This is a genomic window from Mesorhizobium sp. 2RAF45 (assembly GCF_052115225.1).
Lineage (GTDB): Bacteria > Pseudomonadota > Alphaproteobacteria > Rhizobiales > Rhizobiaceae > Mesorhizobium > Mesorhizobium jarvisii.
Genome location: NZ_JBFRGG010000010.1, coordinates 87,646 through 102,004, shown reverse-complemented (window position 1 = coordinate 102,004; position 14,359 = coordinate 87,646). Strand labels below are relative to the sequence as shown.

The window sequence follows — 14,359 nt, the reverse complement described above, 5'->3', positions numbered from 1 at the left end:
TCTTTTAGCACGGCACGGACGTCGCGGGTTGCCGTGGCGGTTTCCAGCGGCTCCACCGCACTGCACGCGACCGTTGTCGAGCAGATCGGCCTGCGCATCGTGCAGGGCGACTTCCTGCCCGGCGAGGCGCTGCCCAATGCCGACGATTCCAGCGAGATGCTGGGGGTCAGCCGCACGGTGCTGCGCGAGGCGATCAAGGTGCTGGCCGGCAAGGGGCTGGTCGAATCGCGGCCGAAGACCGGCACACGGGTGCGCCCACGCTCCGACTGGAATTTCCTTGATCCGGACGTCCTGTCATGGCGCTACGCCGGCGGTGTCAGCGCCGACGATGTGCGGGCGCTGTTCGAGCTGCGCCGTGCCATCGAGCCAATGTCGGCAGCACTTGCGGCCCAGCGCGCCACGCCTGCCCAGATCGCCGAGATCCATGCGGCACTGGCCGAGATGGAAGCGGTGAGCGACGATGGCGACCGCTTCGCCAAGCCCGATCTGGTGTTCCACCAGACCATCCTGCGCATGACCGGCAACGAGCTTATCGGCTCGCTGGCGGCACTCGTCGAAACCGCACTGGTGATGAGCTTTCGCCTCTCCAACGACAATCCGGAAGGCCAGCGCCATTCCTTGCCGCTGCATCGCGAGGTGGCCGAGAAGATCGCCGCCGGTGACGCCGCCGGCGCGCAAAAGGCACTGCTGGTGCTGATCGACAATGCCGAGGATGACGTGCGCCGCAGCGTCGAGAACCGCAACAGACGCCGCAAGGATCGAGGCCAGCAATCGTGACCGACACCAAACGCAAACTGCGGTCCGAAGCCTGGTTCGGCGGTGAAGGCAAGAACGCCTTCATGCACCGCAGCTGGATGAAGAACCAGGGCATCCCGGCCGATGCTTTCGACGGCCGCCCGGTGATCGGCATCTGCAACACCTGGTCGGAGCTGACGCCGTGCAATGCGCATCTGCGGGCGCTGGCCGATCACGTCAAGCGCGGCGTCTACGAGGCCGGCGGCCTGCCGCTCGAATTCCCTGTCATGTCGCTCGGCGAGAGCAACATGCGCCCCACTGCCATGCTGTTTCGCAATCTGGTCAGCATGGATGTCGAGGAATCCATCCGCGGTAACCCCATCGACGGCGTCATCCTGCTGGTGGGCTGCGACAAGACCACGCCAGCGCTCTTGATGGGGGCCGCCTCGTGCAATTTGCCGACCATCACCGTTTCCGGCGGGCCAATGCTCAACGGCAAGTTCCGTGGGCAGGATATCGGCTCGGGTACGCATGTCTGGAAATTCGCCGAGGAAGTGAAGGCCGGCCGCATGCCGGTCGCCGACTTCCTCGCCGCGGAACAGGGTCAGAGCCGGTCGGCCGGCAGTTGCATGACCATGGGCACGGCCTCGACCATGGCCAGCATGGTGGAAGCGCTCGGCATCGGCATGCCGGACAACGCCGCGATCCCGGCGGTGGATTCGCGCCGTGGCGTGCTCGCCCAGCTGGCCGGACGCCAGATCGTCGACCTAGTCCGCAGGGACGTGAAAATTTCGGACATTCTTACAAGGCAAGCGTTCGAGAACGCCATTCGCGTCAATGGCGCGATCGGCGGCTCGACCAATGCGGTGCTGCATCTGATCGCCATCGCCAACCGGGTCGGTGTCGATCTCAGCCTCGAAGACTGGGACCGCCTTGGCCGCGACGTTCCAACCATTGTCGACCTGATGCCGTCGGGCCGGTTCCTGATGGAAGATTTCTACTATGCCGGGGGGCTGGCTGCGGTCATGGCGTCGCTTGATGAAGTGGGGCTTCTTCATCGCGACGTCATGACCGTCAGCGACAAGACGATCGGCGAGTTGATCGACGGCGCGCCCAACTACAACCGCGAGGTCATCAGGCCGCTGAGCGAACCGTTGACCGACCAAGGCGGCATCTCGATCCTGCGCGGCAATCTGGCGCCCAATGGCGCGGTCATCAAGCCGTCGGCGGCAACGCCCGAACTGATGCAGCATCGCGGCAAGGCGGTCGTGTTCGAGAACATCGAGCATTACTACGCCCGCATCGACGATCCGGAGCTGGATATCGACGCCTCCTCGGTGATGGTGTTGAAGAATTGCGGGCCACGCGGCTACCCCGGCATGGCCGAGGTCGGCAACATGCCTCTGCCGGCGAAGCTGCTCAAGCAGGGCGTCTCCGACATGGTGCGCATCTCGGATGCACGCATGAGCGGCACGGCCTATGGCACGGTGGTGCTGCATGTCGCGCCGGAGGCCGCGGCCGGTGGCGCGCTGGCCTTGGTACGCGACGGCGATCTCATCGAGCTCGATGTCGCCGGCCGCCGGTTGGAACTGCTGGTATCGGACGAGGAGCTGGCGATCCGCCGCCGCGACTGGAAGCCGCCGGCGCCGCCTGAAGGCGGCTATCAGAGCCTCTATGTCGAACGCGTGCTGCAGGCCGACAAGGGCTGCGATTTCGACTTTCTCGTCGGCCGGCGCGATGCCGGCATCCCCCGGCATTCCCATTAGAGAGGCGCGCGATGACGGATGAAATCGGCTACGCCATCTATCCAAGCCTCAAGGGCCGCAGCGTCTTCATAACCGGCGGCGGCAGCGGCATCGGCGAAAGCCTGGTGCGCCATTTCTGCGCGCAAGGCAGCCGCGTCGCCTTCGTCGATCTGGCGGAAGAGCCTTCCAGGCAACTGGTCGAGGCGATCGCGGCCGAAGGACACCCAGCGCCGCTGTTTATTCCGTGCGATCTGCGCGATGTCGAGCAGCTGCAAGCGGCAACCGCGCAGGCAATGCAGCACAATGGCCCGATCCAGGTGCTGTGCAACAATGCCGGCAACGATGACCGCCATCAGACCAAGGACGTGACGGTCGCCTACTGGGACGACCGCATGGCGGTCAATCTGCGCCACCAGTTCTTCGCCGCGCAGGCGGTGCGACCGCAGATGAGCGCGCAGGGTGGTGGCTCGATCATCAATTTCGGCTCCATCACCTGGATGGTCGGCGATCCCGACTGTCCGGCCTATGTCACCGCGAAAGCCGCTGTCTACGGAATGACGCGGGCGCTGGCCCGCGAACTCGGCCCCGAGCGCATCCGCGTCAACTGCATGGTGCCGGGCTGGGTGATGACCGAGCGCCAGATGCGCCTGTGGCTCAATCCGGCTGGTGAACGCCAGATCGCGGAAAGGCAGTGCCTGCCCGACCGGCTGCAGCCCGCCGACATCGCGCGCATGGCGCTGTTCCTCGCCGCCGACGACAGCCGCATGTGCACGAGCCAGCAGTTCATCGTCGATGCGGGCTGGGTGTGACCGATACGGCCCCAAGGGAAGAAGGGTATTTCATGCGTCTTGTTCAGTACAGAATGCCGGATGGCAGCAGGCGGGTCGGCCGCGTCTCCGAAGACGGCAATCGCTTGCACCCGCTCGACAAGACTGGCAGCGTTCTGGAACTCGCCGAAGCGGCGATCGCCGAGGACATGTCCATCGCGTCGCTGGTCGAGAAGCGCACGGGCACCACGACGGTCGACTACAACGAGCTGTTGCGCGATGGCCGCGTGCTGGCTCCCGTCGATCATCCGGAACCGGCGCGCTTCCTGGTTACCGGAACCGGCCTGACCCATACCGGAAGTGCCGCCGCGCGCAACCAGATGCATGTTCTGACCCATGGCGACGGTGCCGAGGAATCCGATTCCTTGAAAATCTTCCGTATGGGGCTGGAGGGCGGCAAGCCTGGCGCTGGCAAGATCGGCATCCAGCCCGAGTGGTTCTTCAAAGGCGTCGGCACCTGCGTTGTGTCGCCAGGTGCTGAGCTGCCGATGCCGGCATTCGCGAAAGCCGGGGCAGAGGAAGCCGAGATCGTCGGGCTTTATCTCAACGGCCCGGACGGCCATCCCTATCGCATCGGCTATGCGCTCGGAAACGAATATTCCGACCATGTGACGGAGGGCGAGAACTACCTCTACCTCGCCCATTCCAAGCTGCGCTCCTGTTCGATCGGACCCGAGCTGCTGATCGGCGACCTGCCCGAAGAAGTTCGGGGCCATTCCCGCATCCTGCGCGACGGCACTGTCATCTGGGAGCAGGAGTTCCTGTCGGGCGAAGCGCACATGTCACACTCGATCGCCAATCTCGAACATTTCCATTTCCGCTACCCGATGCACCGACGGGCGGGCGATCTGCACGCCTATTTCTTCGGCGCGGCGGTGATGAGCTACGCCTCCGGCATCAAGACGGCTTCCTGCGACGAGTATGAAATCCAGGCACAGGCATTCGGCAAGCCACTGCGCAACCGGATGGTGTCGGTGCCGGACGAGGGACTGGTCACCGTCACCCAGCTGTGACGGCAGAGGTCCGAAATCACGGTCCACCAGAACGACAATGGGAGATTAAAAATGGGACTGAAGAAAGCGTTTCTAAAACTAGCGACAATCGGGCTCGGCATCGGCCTGATGACATCGGCGGCCTTGGCCGCGAACCTTCGAGTACTGGCCTGGGACGGCTATGCCGACCCGGATTGGGTGAAGGATTTCACCGCGGCAACCGGCATCGGCGTCGATGTCGTCTTCATCGGCAGCGATGACGAGATCTGGGCCAAGATCAAGGGCAGCGAAGGCCAGGATTTCGATGTCTTCGCCGTCAACACCGCCCAGCTGCAGCGCTACATCAAGGCCGATCTGGTGTCGCCGATCGACATCACCAAGCTGTCGAACCAGAAGGAGGTGCTGCCGCGCTTCCGCGATCTATCGCAGGTCAGCGGCGACACCAAGGACGGCAAGGTCTACGGCATTCCGTTCTGCTTCGATTCCATCGGGCTGATCTACGACACGGACAAGGTCAAGCCGGCGCCGACCTCGATGTCGGTGCTGTGGGATCCGGCCTACAAGGGCAAGGTCCTGGCCTACGACAATGGCGAGCACAATTTCTCGTTCACCGCTCTGACGCTTGGCTACAAGGATCCGTTCAATCTCGACGCGGAGCAGATGGCGGCGGTCAAGGCCAAGCTGGTTGAGCTCAAGCGCAATGTGCTGAGTTTCTACACCACCGCCGACGAGGCGCAGCAGATCTACCAGAACAATGACGTTGCCCTGATCTGGGCCAATTATGGCCAGCAGCAGGTCAAGGCGCTGCAGAAGATCGGCGCCCATGTCGCTTACGTCAATCCGAGTGAAGGCGCTCTGGCCTGGCTCGACAATTGGGTGATCTCCAAGGGCGTGCGCGACAATGCGGCGGCCGAGAAATGGATCGACTTCATGCTGACGAAGAAGGTCAGCGGCGAGCTTTCCGAGCGTACCGGCTTCGGCAACACCGTGGTCGAGTCGAGCAGCGCCGGCAGCAATGACAAGCTGGTCTGGCTCAACAATGTCGAGGACCCGCTGAAGCGGTCGGACATGTGGAACGAAATCAAGGCGACGCCCTGATCTTTCCGCAGCCCGACCTAGAAGGACCCGGCGGTCCGGACGTTCCGGACCGCCGCAGCGTATGCGAGACCATATTATGAACCAGAACACCGACCTGCTGACGCTGCGGTCCGTCTCGAAATCCTACGGCACGGTTCCCGTGCTGCACGACATCGACCTTTCTATCCGGGATGGCGAGTTCCTGACCGTTCTTGGACCGTCGGGCTCGGGCAAAACCACGGTCTTGCGGCTGATCGGCGGGCTGGAGCCACTGACCGCGGGCGAGATCCGCCTCGACGGCCAGGACATCAGCCGCATGCCGATCAACAAGCGGCCGTTCAACACCGTGTTCCAGGACTATGCGCTGTTTCCGCATATGACCGTTTCCGGCAATGTGGGCTATGGTCTCTCGGTGCGCCATGTCCAGCGCAAGGAGATTGCGCGCCGTGTCGCGGAAGCCCTGGAGCTGGTGCAACTCGGGCGCTTCGCCGACCGCTTTCCGGCACAGCTTTCCGGCGGCCAGCGCCAGCGCGTCGCGCTCGCCCGAGCGCTGATCTGCCAGCCGCGCCTGATCCTGCTTGACGAGCCGCTCGCCGCGCTCGACCTCGAACTACGCCGGCAGATGCAGGAGTTCCTGAAATCCATCCAGCGCGAGATCAAGACCACCTTCCTTTTCGTCACCCATGACCAGGAAGAAGCGATCGGCATGGCCGACCGGATCTGCGTCATGCAGGCCGGTCATATCCGCCAGCTCGGCACGCCGCACGAGCTTTACTACAAGCCGAATTGCGAGTTCGTGGCGCGCTTCTTCGGCGAGAACAATCTGGTGGCCGGAAAGCTCGGCCCCGTCCAGGGCGAGCAGCGGCCGATCGAGACCGCACTTGGGCGACTGATCTGTTCGATCAGCGACCAGCCGCATTTGAAGGCTGCGCCAGACGGCGCGAGCGCCTTCGCGGCGTTCCGGCCCGAGGCCTTGCATCTCGCGGACTCCACAGACGGCGACAACCGCTTTTCCGGCACCATCGCCGATCTGGCCTTTGCCGGCTCGTCGACCGTCGCCACGATCACGGCCGGTGCGGACACTGCCGCGCAGCGGCTGCGGCTGCGAACCCCAAGCCGGATCGACGGCAGCGCGCTGAGATCCGGCGAGACGGTTTCGCTTTCGTTTGCGCCGCATGAAGGCCATCTGGTGCTGGCATGAGCGCGGGCGTCACGACACAGCCCGCGGAAAGGCGTTTGTCGCTGCTGGTGACCGTGCTGGCTTTCGCCCTGCCGGTGATCTTCGTCCTGGTGCCGCTGGCGATCTTCCTGGTCTACAGTTTCTTCAGCGTCGACCAGGGCACGATCGTCTACGCGCCGACGCTCGGCAACTATGTCCGGTTCTTCACCGATCCGATCTTCCTGCCGGTGTTTTGGAACACCATCGTGCTGTGCGTGTCGGTCGCCGTCATCTGCATCCTGCTTGCCTATCCCGCTGCCTATTTCCTGACGACGCTGAGAGGGCGGTGGCGCTATGCCTTGCTGATGCTGCTTCTGGTGCCGCTGCTGATGAGCTACGTCATCAAGATCTACGCGATCCGCAGCATCCTCGGCCTCAACGGCTTCCTCAACAAGGCGCTGGTGGCAATTGGCATCCTGCAGCAGCCGTCGACGCTTTTCGTGTTCAACATGAACGCCATCCTGTTGACGCTGAGCCTGCTTTTGATCCCCTTCGCGATCCTGCCGATCTTCCTGTCGCTGGAGCGGATACCGCAGACCTTGCTGCGTGCCTCCGACGATCTTGGCGCGAGCGGCTTGCAGACGTTCCTGCGTATCACCTTGCCGCTCAGCCTGCCCGGCGTCGCCTCGGCGGCGAGCTTCGTCTTCGTGCTGGCGATCGGCGATTTCCTGACGCCGCAGATGGTCGGCGGGATCAGCGGCTTCACCTTCGGCCGCATCCTCTACAGCCAGTTCGGCACGGCCTATAATTGGCCATTCGGCGCGGCACTGTCGGTGGCGCTGGCGATCGTGGTGATCTGCGCCATCCTCATCGGCGAACGGTTCGGGCGCAGCCGGGGGACGTCGGTATGAACGCCCTGCCCCGACCCTCCACCATCTTCCTGGCCGTGATCACAACGCTGGTCGCGGTGCTGCTCTACAGCCCACTGTTCGTGCCGATCGTGTCGTCGTTCTTCACCATCTCGCACGGCGATGTCGACTGGTCGTCACCAACCCTCTCGACCTACCGAGCCCTGGCCGAAAACCACGACATCCTGGCAGCCTTGCGCACCACGCTGATCGTCGGCCTGTGCACCGTCGTGCTCTCGGTGGTCAGCGGGACGCTGCTGGCGCTCTATTATCACGGGCGCCGCTCGGGGCGCTCGATCCTGCAGTTCATCATCTTCCTGCCGTTCCTGATGCCGCCGATCATCAGCGGCCTCGCGCTGCTGATCTTCTTCCGCGAGATCGGCCTCGAACGTTCTCTGCTGACGGTCGTCATCGGCCATACGGTCTTCGTGCTGGCGATCGTCTATCGCACCGTGCTGATGCGGCTGCAGTCGATGAGCCGTACACTGGTCGAAGCGTCCTACGATCTCGGCGCCACCGGCTGGCAGACCTTCTGGCGCATCATCCTGCCGAATCTGTCGAGCGCCATGGTCGGCGGCGCAATCCTGGCCTTCGCGCTGTCGTTCGACGAGACGATGATCACCATCCTGGTCACCGGCACGCAAAGCACCCTGCCGGTCAGGCTGTGGGCGATGATGCGGCTTGGCTTCTCGCCCGACATCAATGCGCTGGTCGCCTTGATCCTGATGTTCACCGTGCTGCTCTGCGTGCTCGCCGCCCGTTTCCTGATCCCCAGGCAGATGGCGACGGAGCGGAGCTGAATTATCGAACACCCGTCATCGTGCGAAGGCAGCTGGATCGAGGTCGAAGACGCGCCCCCGATTGAGGATGTTCTTCGGGTCGAGCGCCGTCTTCAGCCGCCGCATCGTGGCGATCTCGGCGTCGCTGCGCACCAGATGCAACCACTGCTTCTTGTCGAGACCGATGCCATGCTCGGCCGAAACGCCGCCGCCCGCCACCGCCACGCCGCTATAGACGATGCCGTAGGCCGCCGCCGGATCCACAGTGCGCACCTGGTAGTGCAGATTGCCATCACCGAGATGGCCGAAGACATAGATGTCGGCGTCGGGGTCAAAGGCGCGGATCGCGGTCTCCGCTTCTTGCAGGAACGCCCCCATCCGTGCCAGCGGAATGCTGATGTCGACGCCGATCAGGCCTTTCATCGAAAACAGGACGCGATTGGCGTCTTCCCGCACATCCCAGAGCGCGCGGAATTCACGCGGCGATTGCGAGACGACGACATCGTCGACCACGCCGTCCTCGACCGCCTGCATCAGGACTTCGGCGAAGCGCTCGCTGTCGCGCTCAGGCTCGCTGCCCTGGATTTCGGCCAGCACATAGACGGGCGAGCCCGCCGGCAATGGCGCCGGCATGGCCATGCTGGCAGCCATTACGTCATAGAGCGGCGCGAAGTTGACCTCATAGGCGGATAACAATGGCCCGAGCTTTTGCCGCAGCAGCCCGAGCAGGGCGATCGCCGCATCGAGCGAAGCGAGCGCGCAGAAGGCGTTCACCTCGGAGGCCGGCTTCGGATGCAGCCGGAGCGCGGCGCGGGTGACGACGCCGAGCGTCCCTTCCGCGCCGATGAAGAGCTGGCCGAGGTCGTAGCCGGAATTGTCCTTGGGCAGGCCCTTGAGCGAGGACAGCACGCTGCCATCGGCCAGCACAGCCTCCAGCCCCAGCACCTGCGCGCGGTACATGCCATAACGCAGCACGCGGATGCCGCCGGCATTGGTGGCGATGTTGCCGCCGACCGTGGCCGAGCCGCGCGCGCCGATATCGACGCCGAACACCAGCCCGGCACCGTCGGCCGCCTCCTGCACCGCTTGCAGCGTCGCGCCGGCTTCGGCGACGATACTGGAGGCTTGAGTGTCCGGCGCGGCGAGGCCGCTCATGCGCTCCAGCGACAGCACGATCTCCCCGGGCTGGACGCGTGTGCCACCGGCCAGCCCGGTGCGTCCGCCCTGGACGACGACCGGCTGGCCAAGAGCGTTGCAGCCAGCGAGCGCCGCCGCGACACCGATAGTATCGCGCGGACGCAGCACCACTTCGGGCAGCACGCCAAGCTTGCCGTCGGGATCGTCGCGATAGCGCTGGTCGACATCGGAGCCTGCAAGCACGCCGCCCACGCCCAGCCGATCGCCAAGGGCGGAGAGAAGCCGTTGCGTTTCAGGCGACATCGGACTCAGACGCCGGCGTGGCGAAGCGCGTCGTCTGCGTCCCGCGACCGCATGGGCCGATGAGTATTTCCGTCCGCCACGCTCGCCATCCTTCAATTGCAGCCGGCCGATCCTATTCGGGATCGCCTGTCGTGCAAGCGATATCGGCTGCCCTGAGCGACACCGGCATCAATCACGGTAAGACGCGATTGATGCCGGCGGCCATTGTGTCTGCTTACTGAAGCTTGGCCTGTAGCGCGTTGACGTCATCGGTGGTCATTTCGCCATCGGTGGTCACCTTGCCATCGATGATCTTCCACAGCCGGAACGGGCCGGTGATGTCGCCGAATTTATCGAAGGCCACCGGACCGATGACGCCTTCGTAGCGGATCGGCTTGCCGTCCTTAATCAGGCCGAGCGCCTTGGCGAACTCCTCCTTACCGGCGAAGATCGGCGTGCCTGCCGGATCGACTGCCTTGTACATGGCATCCCTGATCTTGGCCGGATCCTCGGAGCCGGCAATGGCGATGGCCAGCCCGACGATGGCGCCGGCATCATAGGAACGATCGGCCGCCGGGTTGGAGGGTTCGATGCCGGAGAATGCCTTGTAGTTCTTGGTGAAGTACTCGGTCGATGCGGTCGGGCTGGTTCCCGACGACGTGCCATAGGCGTCCTTCAGATAGTCGGCACCGACGGACTCGATGAAGTCAGGGCTGTTCATGCCGTCATTGAGCAGGAATTTCTGCACGCCGCCTTGCGAAATCCAGGTGCGGGCAACGGTCGCGCCGTCGACCGGCGTGCTGACCAGATAGAGGCCGTCCGGCTCGCCGGCCATCGCCGCCGTGACTTCCGAGGCATAGCTCGACTGCTTCTCGTTGTAGGGCGTGTCCGAAACGATGGTGCCCCCGAGCGCTTTGTAGGCACGCGAGAATTCGGCCACCATGTTGACCCCGAAATCGTTGTTGACGTGGATGATCGACAGCTTCTTGAAGCCCTTGTCTATGGCGTATTTGGCGGCGGCCACACCTTGCAGCGCATCGGACGTGATGGTGCGGAAGAAGATGCCGTTGGTCTTGCCGTCGCGGCCGAGCGCGGTCAGCGTCGGCGAGGAGGACGCCGGCGAGACCTGGACGATCTTGGCAGGTGCCGTGACAGAGGTCAGGATCGGAATCGACACCGACGAGATGATGCCGCCGATGATGACCGGCACCTTCTTGACCTGCACCAGCTGGGTCGCGGCGTCGACGGCGATGTTGCCCTGGCTCTGGCTGTCGCGCGTGTCGGTCACCAGCTCGCAGCCGCGCACGCCGCCGGCTTCGTTGATGTCGCGAAAAGCCATTTCGACCGACTTGGCGCCGGCCTGGCCGTATTCGCCGGCCGGACCGGTCAGTTCCATGACGAGGCCGACGGTGATCTTGCAGTCGGCGGCCTGCGCGGCGCCCGCCAGCGTGACGAGAGCAAGCGCGGTGGTGAGGTGGAGTATCGTCTTTCTCATTGTTGTTCCCCTTTCGTTACTCGACGCTAAAATTTGATCTCTGGAGCCTGTTCAGCGTTCCGGCACCTGCAGCCAGGTTTCATGCAGGTGTCGCCATTCGACGCCGTTGGGCGCCGATGAACTGATGGTGAAGACAGCGCTCGACTGACGGCGGCTGTGCTTGCCGCCGCGCAACTGCGCCTCGACGTAAAGGACGACGATGGAGTCCTCGGTTTGCCAACCGGGCCTGATATCCTCGATCGAAATGGCAAACCCGTCGTCGCATGTGGCGCGGCATGAGCGGACATGATCAATCACAGCGTCACGGCCGAGGATCTGGCCGCTCGGTGCGATCATGGTCAAGCCTTCGCCCATGACGCCTTCGAAGCGCGTGAAGTCCACCGTGTCGGCTCGCGCGGCGACGAACCAGTCGACGAAGAAGCGATGCAGGCCGATAACCTCGGCGCTGGCCTGCGAAAACAGCGTCGGGTTGCTGGCGCTCATGTGCGGCCTGCGTTCAAATTGTAGTGCATGATCGAGCCGTGGCGGCCGTGACGGTCGCGCTCCAGCGTGTAGACGTCGCCGAGGGGACCTTGGCTTTGCGCGATCACAGCCGCTATTTTCGCCCGGTCATCGGCGTCGAGCGCGACATCCATAATGCCAGCATTAGCGAGCGCATGCGCCTGGTTGCGGGCGCCGACGATGACGGCGGCGACTCGCGGCTGTTCCAGCACCCAGGCGCTGGCGATGGTGGCGATGTCGACGCAGTGGCGGTCGCCGACAGCCTTCAGTGCCTGGAGCAGCTGCTGGAACAGGTCCCAGCCGCCGAAATCATCGATGATCAGCTTGTATTTGACCAGCGAGCGGTTTTCGAGCGGCGTGGTGGGTTCGGCGACCCCAAGCCATTTGTCGCTGAGGAAGCCGCCGGCCACCGAACCATAGCAGAGGAAGCTGACGCCATTTTTCGCGGCAAGCTCGGCGAGGCTGTGTGCCGGCCGCTGATCGAGCACTGAATATTGCAGTTGCTGGCTGACCAGCGGAATGCCGGCGGCGAGGATTTCGGCCAGCCGCGGCGTGTCGAAATTGGTGGTGCCGAGATTGCGCACCTTGCCCTCGCGCCGAAGCTCGTCGAGCCAGCCCATCGCCTCGACATAGCGAGGCTGGTCATAGTCCCACCAGTGGAACTGCACGAGATCGAGCCGCTCGGTCTTCAGCCTGCGCAGCGACTGCTCGACGATGCCCCTGATATAGTCGCGGCTGATCGTGGCCAGCCGTTCAAGGTCGGGCACCAGCTTTGTGTGCACCTTCATTCTTGCGGCAACGTCGAGGCCGCGCTCGCTGGCCAGCCGCAGGCGCGCGGCGCCGATCAGTTCCTCGACGCCGGTGTAGATGTCGGCGCAATCATAGGTCCAGATGCCGGCATCAAAAGTGGCGATCAGATCGCTCACCGCTTGATTGCGGTCGATGGCGCCATGGCCGCCGGCAAGCTGCCAGCCGCCGCGAATGACGCGCGAGATGGTGTAGCCGGGGCCGAGTTCGAAAGTCTTGGCGGTCATCCCTTGTCATTCTCCTTCGGCAGCGGCACGGCCGTGGCCTGCGCATGGCTAAACCGCCGTTTGCCGGTCCTGACGATCCGGAGCCGGCTGGCGCAATTGGGATCGGGACAGGCGATCTCGGCGTCCGAGGTCATCCAGTCATTGGCGTCGGTCGGGCGCTGCTTTGCCGCCAGCAGCGGCAACACGGCGGCGAGCGAATAGATCGAAAAGCCCTGCCCCGCCGGCAGGGACAGCATCTCGCCCTTGAGTTCGAAATAATCGCCCGCCTTGGCGCCGCAATAGATCGGCTTGCCCTCGGGGATGACCGCCTCGACGCGAAGGTCGAAGAGCTCGAAACTGTCGTCGGCCATGTCAGCCCTCCACCAGGCTGAAGGTGACGTCGCAGGCGCCGTTGCGGCGGATGACGCCACATGAGGCGGCGAACTGGTCGCGCTCTTCAGCGCGTACCTGCGCCACGACGCTGCCGGCCAGCCAGCCGATCGGGAACAGAAGCCGCGCACCCTGTCCGTAGTAGAGGCCGATGTCGAAAATGGCATTGGGGTTGCCGCCCCACATGCGCGGCGGCACGTAGGACAGCACAATGTCGCCGGGCTGCGGCGTCAGTGTCGCGTTCTCCGCCGGTAGAGGCCTGGCATAGGCCTGGCCATCGAGATCAGCTGATGGAACCGGGCAGGAAATCTCAGGTCCCGTCCACATCGCATGGATGCCGGGAACAACGCGTGGCGTCGCGAGGTACGTCTGGAGAAAGGCAGCGTTTTCCGGCGCCTTTTCGGGCAGCAGCAGCGCCGTCACGGAAAGCTTCGAGCGCGGTTCGGTGATCCTGATGGCCGGCTTGTTCATGTCTGGTCTTTCGCGGCGGCGGATTGAAGCTTGTCGCGCAGGAAGGCAAAGGGCCGGCTGATATCGGCCACCAGTGCCTCGCGCGCCGCTTGCGCATCCTGTTTGGCGAGCGCTGCGACGATGCGGCGGTGATAGTGCGCGGTGTCGACCTCGCCGGCATCGGAAAAGGCATAGATGGCGACGCGGATGCAGGGCCCCGATTGCAGCCACAGGCTTTCGATCATCGGGATCAGCACGGCCGAACCGCAGCAGCGGTAGATCTCGAAATGGAAGCTCTGGTTGAGCGTCGCTTCGCGGTCGATATCCTTCTTGTGCTTCAGCGCCCGCATCTCGTCCCACTCGCCGAGCATGGCTTCAATCGAAGCGATCTGGCGCGGGTTCATGCGCGTGGCGGCAAGCGCGATCGCTTCGCCTTCGATGAGTGAGCGGGCGCGCAGAAGATCGTCGATACGCTCCAGCGTGATCGGCGGCACGCGCACCGAGCGGTTGGGCAGCGCCTCCAGCGCCTTTTCGGTGATCAGCCGGCCGAGCGCTTCGCGCACCGGCATGGTCGAGGTGACCAGCGCATCGGCAAGGCCGCGGATGGTCAGCACCTGGTTCGGTTCGAAAAGGCCGCCGATCAAGGCGCGGCGCAATTCGGAATAGACGCGATCCTGCACGGTCTCGCGGCCGACCGGCGTAAGCTGGGCTGCGATTGTTTCGTTATTTCGCTCGATGGCAGCCTTCTGCATTCCGGCTTTTGCCCCGTTTTCGGCTTGCAGATGAAATTAAAGCCGAATAGCGTGATCAACGCAAGTGTGATCACAAATCAATAATCAGGAGACGACGATGATCGTCTTCGGCCAGAG

General features: G+C 64.0%; 15 protein-coding genes. 8 read left to right on the top strand and 7 right to left on the bottom strand.

The window, feature by feature from the left end:
* Nucleotides 1-33: 33 nt before the first annotated feature.
* From AB4Z43_RS23405 to AB4Z43_RS23370, 8 genes are all read left to right on the top strand, one after another.
* Entirely contained in the window at nucleotides 34-777 is a 744-nt protein-coding gene (locus AB4Z43_RS23405; RefSeq protein ID WP_080643708.1) for a FadR/GntR family transcriptional regulator, read from the top strand.
* Nucleotides 774-2,501, top strand: a complete 1,728-nt coding sequence (locus AB4Z43_RS23400) for an IlvD/Edd family dehydratase (RefSeq protein WP_038645148.1) — start codon at nucleotides 774-776, stop codon at nucleotides 2,499-2,501. The genes AB4Z43_RS23405 and AB4Z43_RS23400 overlap by 4 nt, the downstream gene beginning before the upstream one ends.
* Nucleotides 2,502-2,512: 11 nt before the next feature.
* Complete coding sequence (locus AB4Z43_RS23395; protein ID WP_019856748.1) at nucleotides 2,513-3,289, top strand: SDR family NAD(P)-dependent oxidoreductase; 777 nt, start codon at nucleotides 2,513-2,515, stop codon at nucleotides 3,287-3,289.
* Nucleotides 3,290-3,321: 32 nt separating this feature from the next.
* The gene (gene araD1 / locus AB4Z43_RS23390) at nucleotides 3,322-4,320 is read left to right on the top strand and encodes an AraD1 family protein (protein WP_441939050.1); all 999 of its coding nucleotides are present in this window, start codon (nucleotides 3,322-3,324) and stop codon (nucleotides 4,318-4,320) included.
* Nucleotides 4,321-4,371: 51 nt separating this feature from the next.
* A complete protein-coding gene (locus AB4Z43_RS23385) occupies nucleotides 4,372-5,397 on the top strand; it encodes an ABC transporter substrate-binding protein (RefSeq protein ID WP_069091582.1) in 1,026 nt (341 codons plus the stop codon).
* A gap of 76 nt (nucleotides 5,398-5,473) precedes the next feature.
* Nucleotides 5,474-6,577: an ABC transporter ATP-binding protein gene (locus AB4Z43_RS23380; protein ID WP_441939049.1), complete on the top strand. Its 1,104-nt coding sequence runs from the start codon at nucleotides 5,474-5,476 to the stop codon at nucleotides 6,575-6,577.
* Nucleotides 6,574-7,446, top strand: coding sequence for an ABC transporter permease (locus tag AB4Z43_RS23375; RefSeq protein WP_019856744.1), 873 nt, complete (start codon nucleotides 6,574-6,576; stop codon nucleotides 7,444-7,446). The genes AB4Z43_RS23380 and AB4Z43_RS23375 overlap by 4 nt, the downstream gene beginning before the upstream one ends.
* A complete protein-coding gene (locus AB4Z43_RS23370) occupies nucleotides 7,443-8,243 on the top strand; it encodes an ABC transporter permease (RefSeq protein WP_019856743.1) in 801 nt (266 codons plus the stop codon). Before AB4Z43_RS23375 ends, AB4Z43_RS23370 begins: the two co-directional genes overlap by 4 nt.
* 15 nt (nucleotides 8,244-8,258) lie before the next feature.
* Here AB4Z43_RS23370 and AB4Z43_RS23365 read toward each other — a convergent pair whose 3' ends face one another.
* The 7 genes from AB4Z43_RS23365 to AB4Z43_RS23335 all read right to left on the bottom strand — a co-directional run bounded on the left by AB4Z43_RS23365 (nucleotide 8,259) and on the right by AB4Z43_RS23335 (nucleotide 14,242).
* Nucleotides 8,259-9,662: an FAD-binding oxidoreductase gene (locus AB4Z43_RS23365; protein WP_441939048.1), complete on the bottom strand. Its 1,404-nt coding sequence runs from the start codon at nucleotides 9,660-9,662 to the stop codon at nucleotides 8,259-8,261.
* Between the two features lie 214 nt (nucleotides 9,663-9,876).
* Nucleotides 9,877-11,136 (bottom strand): ABC transporter substrate-binding protein, encoded by a 1,260-nt coding sequence (locus AB4Z43_RS23360; protein ID WP_064983327.1) that lies wholly within the window; start codon nucleotides 11,134-11,136, stop codon nucleotides 9,877-9,879.
* A 51-nt stretch (nucleotides 11,137-11,187) separates the two neighbouring features.
* The gene (locus tag AB4Z43_RS23355; protein WP_441939047.1) at nucleotides 11,188-11,619 is read right to left on the bottom strand and encodes a hypothetical protein; all 432 of its coding nucleotides are present in this window, start codon (nucleotides 11,617-11,619) and stop codon (nucleotides 11,188-11,190) included.
* Nucleotides 11,616-12,671, bottom strand: a complete 1,056-nt coding sequence (locus tag AB4Z43_RS23350) for an aldo/keto reductase (RefSeq protein WP_441939046.1) — start codon at nucleotides 12,669-12,671, stop codon at nucleotides 11,616-11,618. Before AB4Z43_RS23350 ends, AB4Z43_RS23355 begins: the two co-directional genes overlap by 4 nt.
* Nucleotides 12,668-13,021 carry a TIGR04076 family protein gene (locus AB4Z43_RS23345; RefSeq protein WP_064983332.1) on the bottom strand — a complete coding sequence of 118 codons (354 nt, stop codon included), beginning with the start codon at nucleotides 13,019-13,021 and terminating at the stop codon, nucleotides 12,668-12,670. The genes AB4Z43_RS23350 and AB4Z43_RS23345 overlap by 4 nt, the downstream gene beginning before the upstream one ends.
* Before the next feature lies 1 nt (nucleotide 13,022).
* Nucleotides 13,023-13,511 (bottom strand): DUF3830 family protein, encoded by a 489-nt coding sequence (locus AB4Z43_RS23340; protein ID WP_441939045.1) that lies wholly within the window; start codon nucleotides 13,509-13,511, stop codon nucleotides 13,023-13,025.
* A complete protein-coding gene (locus AB4Z43_RS23335) occupies nucleotides 13,508-14,242 on the bottom strand; it encodes a GntR family transcriptional regulator (protein WP_441939044.1) in 735 nt (244 codons plus the stop codon). Before AB4Z43_RS23335 ends, AB4Z43_RS23340 begins: the two co-directional genes overlap by 4 nt.
* Between the last annotated feature and the right edge of the window lie 117 nt (nucleotides 14,243-14,359).